Origin of the sequence: Marilutibacter maris, assembly GCF_003233695.1 — a bacterium.
GTDB lineage: Bacteria > Pseudomonadota > Gammaproteobacteria > Xanthomonadales > Xanthomonadaceae > Marilutibacter > Marilutibacter maris.
Genome location: NZ_CP029843.1, coordinates 1,630,035 through 1,643,154, shown reverse-complemented (window position 1 = coordinate 1,643,154; position 13,120 = coordinate 1,630,035). Strand labels below are relative to the sequence as shown.

Annotated in this window: 14 protein-coding genes; 10 read left to right on the top strand and 4 right to left on the bottom strand. The window is 71.4% G+C overall.

From position 1 onward, the window contains the following. Positions 1 to 51 precede the first annotated feature (51 nt). Both C9I47_RS07270 and asd read left to right on the top strand, forming a co-directional pair. Positions 52 to 699 (top strand): SCO family protein, encoded by a 648-nt coding sequence (locus C9I47_RS07270; protein WP_111266147.1) that lies wholly within the window; start codon positions 52 to 54, stop codon positions 697 to 699. Continuing rightward, positions 696 to 1,550 carry an archaetidylserine decarboxylase gene (gene asd, locus C9I47_RS07265; RefSeq protein ID WP_111266146.1) on the top strand — a complete coding sequence of 285 codons (855 nt, stop codon included), beginning with the start codon at positions 696 to 698 and terminating at the stop codon, positions 1,548 to 1,550. The genes C9I47_RS07270 and asd overlap by 4 nt, the downstream gene beginning before the upstream one ends. Before the next feature lie 12 nt (positions 1,551 to 1,562). On the opposite strand, the gene C9I47_RS07260 is transcribed toward asd, so the two are convergent. Then, positions 1,563 to 2,246 (bottom strand): lysoplasmalogenase, encoded by a 684-nt coding sequence (locus C9I47_RS07260; RefSeq protein WP_223250319.1) that lies wholly within the window; start codon positions 2,244 to 2,246, stop codon positions 1,563 to 1,565. Beyond that, positions 2,243 to 3,808 (bottom strand): transglycosylase SLT domain-containing protein, encoded by a 1,566-nt coding sequence (locus C9I47_RS07255; protein WP_111266144.1) that lies wholly within the window; start codon positions 3,806 to 3,808, stop codon positions 2,243 to 2,245. The genes C9I47_RS07260 and C9I47_RS07255 overlap by 4 nt, the downstream gene beginning before the upstream one ends. Positions 3,809 to 3,938: 130 nt before the next feature. Between C9I47_RS07255 and C9I47_RS07250 the strand changes: the two genes are divergently transcribed. From C9I47_RS07250 to greB, 3 genes are all read left to right on the top strand, one after another. Then, entirely contained in the window at positions 3,939 to 5,468 is a 1,530-nt protein-coding gene (locus tag C9I47_RS07250) for a helicase HerA-like domain-containing protein (protein WP_111268020.1), read from the top strand. Positions 5,469 to 5,583: 115 nt separating this feature from the next. After that, the gene (locus C9I47_RS07245) at positions 5,584 to 6,099 is read left to right on the top strand and encodes a copper resistance protein NlpE (protein ID WP_111266143.1); all 516 of its coding nucleotides are present in this window, start codon (positions 5,584 to 5,586) and stop codon (positions 6,097 to 6,099) included. A 9-nt stretch (positions 6,100 to 6,108) separates the two neighbouring features. Continuing rightward, positions 6,109 to 6,624: a transcription elongation factor GreB gene (gene greB, locus C9I47_RS07240; protein ID WP_111266142.1), complete on the top strand. Its 516-nt coding sequence runs from the start codon at positions 6,109 to 6,111 to the stop codon at positions 6,622 to 6,624. 33 nt (positions 6,625 to 6,657) lie between these two features. On the opposite strand, the gene C9I47_RS07235 is transcribed toward greB, so the two are convergent. After that, the gene (locus C9I47_RS07235) at positions 6,658 to 7,203 is read right to left on the bottom strand and encodes a hypothetical protein (RefSeq protein WP_141482928.1); all 546 of its coding nucleotides are present in this window, start codon (positions 7,201 to 7,203) and stop codon (positions 6,658 to 6,660) included. A 203-nt stretch (positions 7,204 to 7,406) separates the two neighbouring features. Between C9I47_RS07235 and C9I47_RS07230 the strand changes: the two genes are divergently transcribed. Further along, positions 7,407 to 8,642, top strand: a complete 1,236-nt coding sequence (locus tag C9I47_RS07230) for an MgtC/SapB family protein (protein WP_190238627.1) — start codon at positions 7,407 to 7,409, stop codon at positions 8,640 to 8,642. A gap of 81 nt (positions 8,643 to 8,723) precedes the next feature. Here the strand turns inward: C9I47_RS07230 and rimO are convergent, their stop codons facing one another. Further along, complete coding sequence (gene rimO / locus C9I47_RS07225) at positions 8,724 to 10,094, bottom strand: 30S ribosomal protein S12 methylthiotransferase RimO (RefSeq protein ID WP_111266139.1); 1,371 nt, start codon at positions 10,092 to 10,094, stop codon at positions 8,724 to 8,726. Positions 10,095 to 10,328: 234 nt separating this feature from the next. Here rimO and C9I47_RS07220 point away from each other — a divergent pair, with 234 nt between their 5' ends. Genes C9I47_RS07220 through C9I47_RS07205 form a run of 4 tightly spaced genes read left to right on the top strand, consistent with a single transcriptional unit; the run spans position 10,329 to position 13,120 of the window. Then, positions 10,329 to 10,991 (top strand): dienelactone hydrolase family protein, encoded by a 663-nt coding sequence (locus C9I47_RS07220; protein ID WP_111266138.1) that lies wholly within the window; start codon positions 10,329 to 10,331, stop codon positions 10,989 to 10,991. After that, positions 10,988 to 11,410, top strand: coding sequence for an HIT domain-containing protein (locus tag C9I47_RS07215; RefSeq protein WP_111266137.1), 423 nt, complete (start codon positions 10,988 to 10,990; stop codon positions 11,408 to 11,410). The genes C9I47_RS07220 and C9I47_RS07215 overlap by 4 nt, the downstream gene beginning before the upstream one ends. A gap of 11 nt (positions 11,411 to 11,421) precedes the next feature. Further along, positions 11,422 to 12,132, top strand: coding sequence for a 5-oxoprolinase subunit PxpB (gene pxpB, locus C9I47_RS07210; protein WP_111268019.1), 711 nt, complete (start codon positions 11,422 to 11,424; stop codon positions 12,130 to 12,132). Positions 12,133 to 12,142: 10 nt separating this feature from the next. Continuing rightward, the gene (locus C9I47_RS07205; RefSeq protein ID WP_111266136.1) at positions 12,143 to 13,120 is read left to right on the top strand and encodes a 5-oxoprolinase subunit C family protein; all 978 of its coding nucleotides are present in this window, start codon (positions 12,143 to 12,145) and stop codon (positions 13,118 to 13,120) included.

Genomic DNA, 13,120 nt, shown 5'->3' with positions numbered 1-13,120 from the left:
CCGGCCGCGCATGGCCGCTATCATGCCCCCGCGTTCTCAGTCGGATCGATCATGTTCAACCGCACCACTGCTTATATCCTCATCGTCGCCCTCGCCGCCGGACTGGGCCTGTGGGCGGCGACGCGCTACTTCGGACCGGCCGGCGGCGCGCCCGCGCCGGAGCTGCAGACGGTACGGCTGTTCCAGCCGGTCCGCACCCTGCCCCCGTTCGAGCTGACCCAATCCGACGGCACCCCGCTGGAGCCTTCCGAGCTGCAGGGACACTGGACCGCGGTCTTCCTCGGCTTCACCCACTGTCCCGACGTCTGCCCGACCACCCTGGCGGAACTGGCACGCGCGCAGAAGGCCTGGGAAAGCATCCCCGAACCGACCCGGCCGCGGGTGCTGTTCGTCTCGGTCGACCCCGAGCGCGATACCCCCGAGCTGATCGGCCAGTACGCCCACGCCTTCCACACCGACACCCTGGCCGCGACCGGCAGCCTGCCGGCGCTGGAGCAGCTGGCGGCGTCGCTGAGCATGGTGTTCGCCAAGGTGCCGCCGCCGGAAGGCGTGCCCGCCGACCAGTATTCGATCGACCACAGCGCGACGATCGCCGTGCTCGATCCGCAGGGCCGGATGGCCGGCTTGATCCGGCCGCCGCTGGAGCCGGCGAAGATCGCCGCCGACCTGGCGGCGCTGACCGGGGACGCGCGCCCATGAGCCTGGTCACCACGCTGACCTATGCCCTGCCGCACCGGCTGCTGTCGTCGCTGGCCCGCGGGTTGGCGTACTCGGACAACCCGCGGATCAAGCAGTGGCTGATCGACACGGTGACGCGGAAATTCGGCGTCGACCTGTCCGAGGCGGCGCAGCCGGACCCGACCGCCTACCCGACCTTCAACAGTTTCTTCACCCGCGCGCTCAGGCCAGGCGCACGCACGCCCGACCCCGACCCCGGCGCCCTGCTGATGCCGGCCGACGGCCGCATCAGCCAGTGCGGCCCGATCGACGCCGACGGCCGCATCTTCCAGGCCAAGGGGCAGTCGTTCAGCGCCGCCGAGCTGTTGGCCAGCGAGACCGATGCGGCCGCATTCCATGGCGGCCGCTTCGCCACGGTCTACCTGTCGCCGCGCGACTACCACCGCGTGCACATGCCCTGGACCGGCACCCTGCGCGAGACCGTGCACGTGCCCGGGCGTCTGTTCAGCGTCGGCCCCGACGCGGTCCGCAACGTGCCGCGCCTGTTCGCCCGCAACGAGCGTCTGGTCTGCCATTTCGACACCGATTTCGGGCCGATGGCCTCGGTGATGGTCGGCGCTCTGCTGGTCTCCGGGGTCGAAACGGTATGGAGCGGCGAGGAGATTCCGGCCTACGCCGACCGGGTGACCCGCAAGGACTATCGCGGCCAGGACATCCTGCTGGAGCGCTTCGAGGAGATGGCCCGCTTCAACTACGGCTCCACCGTGGTCGTGCTGCTGCCGCCCGGGGTCGCCGAACTGGCCCCGGACCTGGGCGCGGAAACGCCGGTACGGCTGGGCCAGCGTCTGGGCGAGCGCTTGCCGACGCCCTGACCCCGTCCGCGCTCAGCCCGCGTCGCGTTCGGACATTCCCGAACGCGCGATCAGCGCCTGCGCGAACCAGTAACTCGCCAGCACGAGCAGCACCGCGGCCGGCAGCGGCGCGACGAAGCGGTCCAGCGCCAGGCTCGCATCCGAGACCACGAAGCTGAGCCCGCCCAGCGCGGCGAAGCCGGCAGCGCCGCCCACGCGCCGCCAGGCCTGCGTGGCGCTTGCGGCCATCGCCACCAGCACCGCGATGTAGGCCAGCACCGGCGCCTGCAGCGCACCCGGCAGATGCGGCCACAGGACCGCCAGCACCGCCGCGGCGACGGCGACATAGGCCAGCCACGGCCACTGCGGACCGCGTCCGGCCACCGACTTCAGCCGCCGCCGGAACGCCGACCAGTAGGCCAGGTGGGCGAGCAGGAACGCGCCCAGGCCGATCATGAAACAGGCGTCGCCGGGAAACATCAGGGCGATGTCGCCGACGGTCGACAGCAACAGGCCGACCAGCACGCGATGGGCATAGCCGCCATCGGCGCGGTCGCGATGACGCCACAGGCCGCCGGCGATCAACAGCGTGGTCAGCGGCTTGAACAGGTAGTGCAGCGCCGTGGGGCCCTCGCCCCAGGCGCCAGCGACCGCCAGCGCGCCGCTGGCGCCGATCGCCACCCACAACCAGGCCGGCGCCCGCGCGCCGCGATTCACCCGCCGCAGCCCTCCAGGCTCAGCTTCTGGCCGGGCCGGATGGTGTAGCGCGGCGGGCGGATGCCGTTGGCCCGGGCCAGCTCACCGGTGCCGCAGGAGAACTTGCGGGCGATCGACGAAAGCGTCTCGCCGCGTTGCACCCGGTAGGTGCGCGGACGCTGCGGCGCTGCCGCCGCGACCGCGGTGTCGGCGACCCGGGTCACCGTGCCGGTGCGCACGATCGCCCGATCCGGATCGCTGAGCACCAGGGTGCGTGCCAGTTCGGCACGCGCGCCACGCACGCACCAGCGGTTGTACAGGCCGGCCACCCGGGTGGTCGCGTTGAGCACGGTGCCGGCCGGCAGCACCGTATCGGCGTCATAGCGCGGATTGAGGTTGCGCAACGCGCGCATGTAGCCGTCGCGGGTGCCGCCGCTGCCCAGGCAGATGGTCAGTTGGTAGATCGAGGTCGGTTGCGCCAGGGTCAGCGCGGCCGGCCGCGGGTCGACCTTCGGGAATTCGATGCCGTACTGCTTCGGGTGCAGGAACAGCCACGCGGCGGCGATCACCATTGGCACGTAGTCGCGGGTCTCGGCGGGAAATTCGTTGTAGACCGACTCGTCCCAGAAGTCCTGGCCCGGGTGCTCCCGGTGGATGCGGCGGGCGCGGCCTTCGCCGCCGTTGTAGGCGGCCAGCGCCAGTTCGATGTTGCGGTTGAGCTCGCCCATCCGCTCGTTGAGATAGCGCACGCTGGCCTCGGAGGCCGCATACGGGTCGTAGCGGGTGTCGAAGCCGTGGCTGTCCTTGCCCAGGCCGAAGCGCTGGCCGGTCGCGTACATGAACTGCATCGGCCCGGCGGCGCCGGCGCGCGAGCGCGCGTGCACCTTGCCGTTGGACTCCTTGGCCATGATCCCGAACAGCAGCGCCTCGGGCAGGCCGGCGCGCTCGTAGTGCGGCCACATCAGGTGGCGCATGTACTGGTAGTTCTCGTAGCTGTTCATCAGCGACGGCCGCATGTCGGTCAGCCAGCGGCGAATGCCGGCCTGCACCGCCGGGTTGTACTTGACCATCTCGTCGAAGCGGTGGCGGCGGTCGTCGAGCAGCGCGGCGGCGCGGGCCGCCTCGGGCACGTCGGCGGCCAGCGGATCGGACTCGCCCTCGCCCAGGTCGACGTGGTCGGGGTCGGCATCGGCCGGGTCCAACTGGCCGGCGAACGGGTCCTGGGCGTCGACATTGAGCTTGAGCAGGCGCTTGTAGGTGGCCAGCAGGGTGGTCGGCGAGCAGCCGCGCTGCTTCGCGCAGTCGGCCATCACGTCCTCCATGTCCTCCAGCGCCTCGTCGCCGATCCGCACGCCCTCCGGGTCGGCGTTGCCGGTCATCACCATCGCCTCGCGGTACTTGGCCTCGGCCGCCTGCATGCGCTGGTCGATCGATTCGACCGCGGCCTGGTCGCGGCGCGAAAGCGCCTCGGCCGGCGCTGGCGACAGCAGGGTGACGAGAGCGACCGACAGGGCGGCGGTGGCGGCGACGCGAGCGGACGCTCGAGCGGGGAAGTGCGTGGACGAAGAAGCGGAAGCGGGCATGAACGACGGCTGATGAAAAACGAAGGCGCAGGGTATCGTCTGCACTCTCGGTATCACAACCACCGCCGGTCACGATGCCCGCCGTCTCGGTTTGCACCTAGAATCGCCAGGAACCTGAATGGAGTCGAGCATGGACCCTATCCTCATCGGCAAGGCCATCACCGGCACGACGGACGGCGCGTCCGACGGTCCTGGCCACGTCGTCCTGCAGCCTCGGCTGGGCAACCGCCACGGTCTGGTCGCCGGCGCCACCGGCACCGGCAAGTCGGTCACCCTGATGGTGCTGGCCGAGGGCTTCTCGCGGATCGGCGTGCCGGTGTTCATGGCCGACGTGAAGGGCGACATCGCCGGCCTGGCGGTGCCCGGCGAGATGAGCGACAGGCTGCAGGAGCGGATCGACCGCATCGGCATCGACGGCTACGCCAGCGAAGGCAGCCCGACCGTGTTCTGGGACCTGTTCGGCCAGCTCGGCCACCCGGTCCGCACCACCGTCAGCGAGATGGGCCCGACCCTGCTCGCCCGCATCCTCGGCCTCAACGATACCCAGTCGGGCGTGCTCGACATCGTGTTCAGGCTCGCCGACGACCGCGGCCTGCTGCTGCTCGACCTGGAGGACCTGCGTGCCCTCCTCGGCCTGGTCGCCGCCGAGCGCAAGGACATCTCCACCGCCTACGGCCTGGTCAGCGCGCAGTCGATCGGCGCGATCCAGCGTGCGCTGCTGCGACTGGAGGGCGAAGGCGCGCAGATGTTCTTCGGCGAGCCGGCGCTGGACCTGGCCGACCTGATGCGCACCACCACCGACGGCCGCGGCGTGATCAACCTGCTCGCCGCCGACAAGCTGATCCTCAAGCCGCGGCTGTATTCGAGCTTCCTGCTGTGGCTGCTGTCGGAGCTGTTCGAGCAGTTGCCCGAGGTCGGCGACCTGGACAAACCGAAGCTGGTGTTCGTGTTCGACGAGGCCCATCTGTTGTTCGACGACGCGCCGCCGGCCCTGCGGCAACGGGTCGAGCAGGTGGTGCGGATCATCCGCTCCAAGGGCGTGGGCGTGTACTTCTGCTCGCAGTTCCCCGACGACGTCCCCGACGAGATCCTCGGTCAGCTCGGCAACCGCGTGCAGCACGCGCTGCGCGCCTATACCCCGCGCGACCAGAAGGCGGTGCGGACCGCGGCGGAGACCTTCGTCGCCAACCCGGCGCTGGACGTGGTCGAGACGATCTCCCGGCTCGGCACCGGCGAGGCGCTGGTATCGACCCTGCAGGACAAGGGCGTGCCGATGCCGGTCGAGCACACCCTGATCGCGCCGCCGCGCTGCCGGATGGGCGCGATCACCGAGGCCGAGCGGGCACGGGTCCGCGCCGGCAGTCCGGTCGGTGCCAAGTACGACACCCCGGTCGACCGCGAGTCCGCCGCCGAGATGCTCGCCGCCAAGGCCCAGGCCGCGGCCGGGCAGGCCAAGGCGCCGCCGGCGCGCCGGCGCGAGGACGACGATGCCGAGGAAGGCGGCTTCGGCCAGGCGATCAAGGACGCGGTGTTCGGCACCAAGCGCCGCCAGGGCATGGTCGAGACCATGGCCAAGCAGACCGCGCGCACCGTCGGCAGCCGGATCGGCCAGCAGATCGTGCGCGGCCTGCTCGGCGGCCTGTTCGGCGGCAAGCGCTGAGCCCGGCTTCGGGCGACGTTCAGCGCCGCGCTGCCAGCGTCCGCAACATCGGTTCCATCCGATTCCGTTTTCCAGCCCCCCACACAACGCCCACCCGACCACAAGGAGTCCACGGATGCGTCGCTTTCCCCTGATTCTCGCCGCCACCACCGCCACCCTGCTGTTGGCCGCCTGCCAGAAGCAGCCCGAGCCCGCCGCCGAAGCCGCTGCCGAACCCGCGCCGGCGGCCGAGGCCGTCGCACCGCCCGCCACCGAGACGGTCGCGCCGATCGACACCAAGGCCCTGCCCGGCGTCTTCGCCGGCACCCTGCCCTGCGCCAGCTGCCCCGGCATCGACACCCGTCTGGAACTGATGGCCGACGGCACCTTCAAGCTCGATGAGCACTATCAGGACCAGGCCGATGGCGACTTCGAGCTGGGCGGCACCTGGACCGTCGAAGGCGAGCCTGCGACCGGCGAGAGTCTGCGCCTGGACCCGAACAGCAAGCGCGACGACGATCGCCTGTACCGGCTGGTCTCGGTCGACGAACTGCGCCTGCTCGACATCGAGGGCCAGGACATCGACAGCACCCTCGACTACGGCCTGCGTCGCGAAGCCGCTGCCGATGCCGATGCGGCGGCCGCGGAGTAAGCGACCACCATGGGTCGTTGGCGTCCGCCCCCCGAACGCAGCACCGCGCTGATCACCCGCGAGGGCCACGACCGCCTCAAGGCCGAGCTGGACGTGCTGTGGCGCGTCCGCCGGCCCGAGGTGGTGCAGGCACTGGCCGCGGCGGCGGCCGAGGGCGACCGATCGGAGAACGCCGAGTACACCTACCGCAAGAAGCAGTTGGGGGAGATCGATCGCCGGGTGCGCTACCTGAGCAAGCGGCTGCCGGCGCTGAAGGTCGTCGATGCCGCTCCCAGCGACCCGCAGGTCGTGTTCTTCGGCGCGCGGGTCGAGATCGAGCACATCGACAACGGCGAATGCCGACGCTACCGGATCGTCGGTCCCGACGAGACCGACGCCGGTCGCGGCTGGATCAGCATCGACTCGCCACTGGCGCGAGCGATGCTGAAGAAGCGCCTCGACGACGAATTCGACGCCGAGCTGCCCGGCGGCCTCGCCCGCTACACCATCGTCGCCATCGAATACGGCCGCATCGACCTCGACTGACGCGCCCGCCCTCCCGCTGCCGCGGGACGCCCGTCACCCACCTGTCGAGGGATGCGACGGCGGTACGAACCGCTGCACGCTCCAGGCATAGGTCGCGCCCATCGTCGCGCCGGCGGCCAGATGGATCAGCGCCGACACCCAGTGCCGCATCTCGGCGAACCACGGGAACAACTGGGTGAAACCGTAGTAGTTGACCGCGTACAACAGCAGGCCGACCCCGGCGCCGAGCAGGGTATCGGTCAGCAACGAGCGGCCCTTGGCGAAGAACGCGAATGCCAGCGCGTAGACGAACGACAGGATGAAGTGGACGACCAGGGCCGCGGCGACCGCGCCGGACTCGAAGGTCTCCGGTGGCGGCAGCACCGCCCGGCCCATCGTGATCGCGGCGATCATCCGCATCGGCACCCAGCTGCTGACTCCCATCAACAGGGGCGTCAGGATCAGCTCCAGCACCAGGAACACGATGCCGGCGGCGACGCTGGCGCAGACCACGGCCTTCATCGAGATGTGCGCGCCCGGCACGCTGATATGGAAGTCGTGACGGTGCTTGTGGGAGTGGTCGGTCATGGTGGTAGGCATGGGCCCTCCTCGCGCAGTGCCATGCAGCCGCCCGGCGCGGGTGCCGGAACGCGTAACGCCGGCAGCTTGCGCTGAGACCATGCAAGCACGGACACCGTGACAGGACCGTCTAGGCCGCCTCCGCCCCGTTCAGCTCGAGTCGTCGTTGCCGCACCGGCCGGCACCGACGCCGTACCATGGCCGCATCACCTCCGGGAGTCGACGTGAACCCATCCCTGTCCGCGCAAGGCCTGCTGACCGCGATCTCGATCGGACTGCTGATCGGCGTGATCCGCGAACGCCACCATGCCCCCGACGACATCGCGGTGGCCGGGGTACGCACCCACACCCTGGCGGCGACCGCCGCCGCCGTCGCGATCGTCATCGGCCCGGCCGTGTTCGTGGTCCTGCTGCTGGCGATCAGCGCCTACGCGATTGCCGGCTATCTGCACACGCGCGAGACCGACCCCGGGCTGACCGGCGAAGTCGCCCTGCTGGTCACCCCGTTGCTGGCGGCGCTGGCGCAGCTGTCGCCGCCGTGGGCGGGCGGGCTGGCGGTGGTCGCGGCGCTGCTGCTGTTCGCCAAGCGGCCCCTGCAGGGTTTCGCCCGCCGCTGGCTGGCCGAGCAGGAACTCCAGGACGGGCTGATGCTGGCCGCCGCCGCGCTGGTGATCCTGCCGCTGCTGCCCGACAAGCCGATCGACCCGTGGGGCGTGCTGGTGCCGTCGGCGCTATGGCGGATCGTGGTGCTGGTGATGGGCGTGGGCATGATCGGCCACCTCGCCCTGCGCCTGGTCGGGGCGCGCTGGGGACTGCCGATCGCCGGCTTCTTCTCCGGCTTCGCCTCGTCGACCGCGGCGGTGGCCGGCTTCGGCCAGCAGGCTCGGCAGGACCCGGCGCACGTCGCGCCGGCGGCATCGGCCGCCCTGCTCGCCAACCTCGCCTCATTGCTGCTGTTCGCCGGTGTCGTCGGCACCGTCTCGCCGACCCTGTTGCGCGCCAGCCTGTGGCCGTTGCTCGGCGCGGGACTGGCGTTGCTGGTATCGGCGGCCTGGGGCCTGCTCGACCGCGACGGGGTCGAAGCGCTGCCCTCGGCACCGTCGGCGCGCGCGTTCAAGATCGGCCAGGCGTTGCTGCTGGGCCTTCTGATCAGTGCGGTGCTGCTGCTCTCGGCCTGGCTGCGCAGCCTGTTCGGCGATGCCGGCGCGCTGGTCGCGGCGATGCTGGTGGCGCTGGCCGAGCTGCACGCGGCCGCGGCCAGCGTCGCCCAGCTCGCCCAGGGCGACGGCATGACCCTCGAACACGCGCGGTTGGGCCTGGCCGGCCTGCTGCTGGCATCGGCGCTGGCCAAGGGCGTGCTCGCGGTCGCCAGCGGTCCGCGCGGCTACGCCTTGCAGGTCGCCGGCGGACTGGCGGCGATGGCCGCCGCGGCATTGCTGTTGACCTGGCTGGCGGGCTGAACGGCGGCCGCCACCGTCCCGGAAACGACGAGGCGGACCCGAACGCCCGCCTGCCGATGCCGCGACCGCGATGCCGCGGGCTCAATCGTCGAACGCGACCTCGCCGTACAGGTCGTGCTCGTCGCTGCCCATGATCTGGACGTCGACGAACTCGCCCGGCTTCAGCCCCGCCTCGAAGCCGTTCTGGACCTGCACCAGGCCGTCGATCTCCGGCGCATCGGCCATCGAGCGCGCGATCGCCAGCTCACCGTCGAGCGCATCGACCAGACAGCGCTGGGTGGTGCCGACCTTGGCTTCCAGCTTCGCGGTCGAGATATCGGCCTGCAGCTCCATGAACCGCGCCAGCCGCTCCTGCTTGACCTCCTCGGGCACCGGGTCGGGCAGGTCGTTGGCGACAGCCCCCTCGACCGGCGAGTAGGCGAACGCACCGACGCGGTCCAACTGGGCCTCCTCCAGGAAGTCCAGCAACTGCTCGAACTCGCCGTCGGTCTCGCCCGGGAAGCCGACGATGAAGGTGCTGCGGATGGTGATGTCGGGGCATATCCCGCGCCAGCGCTGGATCCGCTCCAGGGTCTTGTCGACCGCGCCGGGGCGCTTCATCAGCTTGAGGATGCGCGGGTTGGCGTGCTGGAACGGGATGTCCAGATACGGCAGCAGCTTGCCGTCGGCCATCAGCGGAATGATGTCGTCGACGTGCGGGTACGGGTACACGTAATGCAGGCGGGTCCAGATGCCCAGTTCGGACAGCCCCTCGCACAGGGCCTTCATCCGGGTCTGCCAGGCGCGGCCGCGCCACTCGCGCTCGGCATAGCGCAGGTCGACGCCGTAGGCGGAGGTGTCCTGCGAGATCACCAGCAATTCCTTCACCCCGCCCATCGCCAGCTTCTCGGCCTCGCGCAGGACCTGATCGACCGGGCGGCTGACCAGGTCGCCGCGCATCGACGGGATGATGCAGAAGCTGCAGCGGTGATTGCAGCCCTCGGAAATCTTCAGGTAGGCGTAGTGCTTCGGGGTCAGCTTGATGCCGACATCGGCGCTGTCCTCCAGCGCGCGCCGCGGCACCAGGTCGACGAACGGATCGTGCCGGGGCGGCAATGCGGTGTGCACCGCGCTCATCACGCTGGTGTAGTCCTGCGGGCCGCTGATCGACAACACGCCCGGGTGGGCTTCGCGGATCACCTCCTCGCGCTTGCCCAGGCAACCGGTGACGATGACCTTGCCGTTCTCGGCCATCGCCTCGCCGATCGCGTCCAGCGACTCGGCCACCGCCGAATCGATGAAGCCGCAGGTGTTGACCACGACCACGTCGGCGTCGTCGTAGCTGGGCACCAGATCGTAACCCTCGACCTTCAATTGGGTCAGGATGCGTTCTGAGTCAACGAGGGCCTTCGGGCAGCCGAGGCTGACGAAGCCGACCCTGGGATTGGCGGACTTGGCGATGGGCTGGGTCATGCGGGCAACCTGGAACGGGGGGCGAGCGCGGACCGGCGCGGTGTCGGGCGCGCGACGGGACGGCGGCGGGGCGCGAATTATAGCCCCGGGGCCGCTCGCATCGGTGCCGGCAACGACCGCGCCGGCACCTGCAGTCACCCAGGCGAGGCCAGCGCGAACACCCGCCAGGCCCTAGAATCGGCGGTTCAGGGCGCCCCAGCACCTCCCTGTGTCCACCTGAACGGAGATTGCCGCATGTCCCACTGGATCGACCTCGTCACTCCGCACGGCCCGATCGGTGCCTGGCGCGCCGACCCGGTCGGCACCGGCAAGGGGGCGGTGGTGGTCCTGCAGGAGATATTCGGCGTCAACGCGCACATCCGCAGCGTCGCCGAACGGCTGGCCGAGGCCGGCTTCACCGCGCTGGCGCCGGCGCTGTTCGATCCGGTCGAGCGCGGGGTCGAACTCGACTACGACGCGGCCGGCATCGAGCGCGGCCGCACCCTGGTCGCCGCGCTCGGGCTGGAGCGGGCAATGGACTGCGCCGCGGCGGCCGCCGAACTGCTTCAGGCCGAGGGCCTGCGCACCGGCGCGGTCGGCTTCTGCTACGGCGGCACCCTCGCCTTCCTGTGCAACACCCGGCTCGGCCTGCCCGCGGTCGGCTACTACGGCAGCCGCAGCGTGGCGTTCCTGGACGAGCCGCTGCGCGCGCCGATGATGTTCCACTTCGGCGAGCACGACGCCAGCATCCCGCCGGCCGCGGTCCAGGCCCATCGCGAGAAGCTGCCGCAGGCGCACATTCATGTCTACGACGCCGGCCACGGCTTCAATTGCGAGCAGCGCCACGACTACGTGCCGGAGGCCGCCGCCGCGGCCTGGCCGCGCACCCTGGAGTTTCTCGAGGACAGCCTGCGATGAGCGCGCCACCGAACGACTGGCACCTGGATCCGCAACTGGCGGAGGACACCCACCCGGTCGCCCACCTCGGGCTGAGCGAACTGCGGCTGATGGACGACGCCAACCACCCCTGGCTGATCCTGGTGCCGCGGATCGCCGACGCGGTCGAGCTGACCGACCTGCGCGCCGCCGACCGCGCCGCACTGACCCGCGAGATCGACACCGTCAGCCGGGTGCTGCAGGCGGAGTTCAAGCCCGACAAGCTCAACGTGGCCGCGCTGGGCAACATGGTGCCGCAGCTGCACGTGCACGTGATCGCGCGCTTCCGCGACGACATCGCCTGGCCGCGACCGGTCTGGGGCACCGCCGCCGCCCGTCCCTACACGCCGGAGGAACTGGTCGCCCGCGTGGACCGGCTCGGGCGCGCCCTGGACAGGTGAGCGGCGCACAGGTGCCCGCCTCCGCCCCGGCGCTGCAAGCGCTCGCCGAAGACGCCTGGCTGGTCGGATTCGGCGACTCGGTCGACACCGCCACATTGACGCGGGTGCACGCGCTGGCGGCCCGGCTCGACCGCGAGCGCCTGCCGGGAGTGACCGACCTGGTCCCGGCCTATTCGAGCCTGGGCGTGTTCTTCGACCTCGACGTGGTCGGCGCCGACGCGGTGGCGCGCTGGCTGCAGGCCGCGCTGGACCGGGACGACGACCAGCCACGGCCCCCGGCAGGACGCGTGGTCGACATCCCGGTCAGCTACGGCGGGCGTTTCGGCCCCGACCTGGACGACGCCGCGCGGGAGCTGGGCCTGGACGCGGACACCCTCGCCCACCGCCATGCCTCGGTGGTGTACACGGTCGCGATGATCGGTTTCGCGCCGGGCTTTCCCTATCTGAGCGGACTGCCCGCGACCCTGGCCCTGCCGCGACTGGCGACGCCGCGGACGCGGATTCCCGCCGGCTCGGTCGCGATCGGCGGCCACCAGACCGGCATCTATCCGCGCGACAGCCCCGGCGGCTGGCGGATACTCGGCCGCACGCCGCTGGTGCTGTTCGATCCCAGCCTGGAGGCCCCGGCCCTGCTCGCGCCCGGCGACCGCGTGCGCTTCCGCGCGATCGACGCCGATACCTTCGAACGGCTCGCCGGCCGGCGGACCGGAGCGGGCGAATGAGGCCGGGCACATGAAGTTGCAGGTCGAGCAGCCCGGCGCGCTGACCACGGTCCAGGACCGTGGCCGCACAGGTTGGCGCCATCTCGGCGTCGCCGCCGCCGGCGCACTGGATCCGGACGCGGCGCGGCTGGCCAACCGCCTGGTCGGCAACCCGGCCGATGCGGCCGTGCTCGAATACACCCTGATCGGCCCGACCCTGCGTCTGGACGCGCCGACGACAATCGCCCTGTGCGGCGCCGAGGTCGAGGCCTCGCATACCGCTGGCGACGGCACCCGCACCCCGGTCGGCAGCGGCCGGCCGGTACGACTGCCACCGGGTTCGTTGCGGATCGGCCCGCTGCGGCACGGAATCCGCGGCTGGCTGGCGATCGCCGGCGGCCTGCGCACCCCGCCGATGCTGGGCAGCCGCAGCACCGATCTGCGCGGCGGCTTCGGCGGCCATGCCGGCCGCGCCCTGGTCCGCGGCGATGTGCTGCTGGCGGCCAGCGCCGGTCTGCCGTCGCCGCAACTGCCCTGGCAGCCTTCGTGGTGGGTCGAATTCGACCCGCTGCCGGATGCGGCGATCGTCGTGCACTTCGTCCCCGCCATGGCCTTGGACGAGACCGCGCGCGCGCTCGCATCGCGGCCATGGCGGGTGGATGTCCGCAGCAACCGCCAGGGCCTGCGCCTGCAGGGCGAAGCGCTGCAGGTGCCCGCCGGCGACATCGTCTCCACCGCGGTCGCCCCCGGCACCCTCCAGTTGCCACCGGACGGTCAACCGATCGTGCTGCTGGCCGACGCCCAGACCACCGGCGGCTACCGCCGGATCGGCCATGTCATCACCGCCGATCTGCCGCTGCTGGCCCAGGCCGGCCCCGGCACCGCCCTGCAACTGGTGGCGGTGGACGCGGACACCGCCGCCTCGCTGCGAGAGGCGCGGCGGGCGCAGTGGCGGCGACTGGAGTACCTGCTCGACGAGCGGCTGCGGTCGTTGCCACCGGCCGGCTGA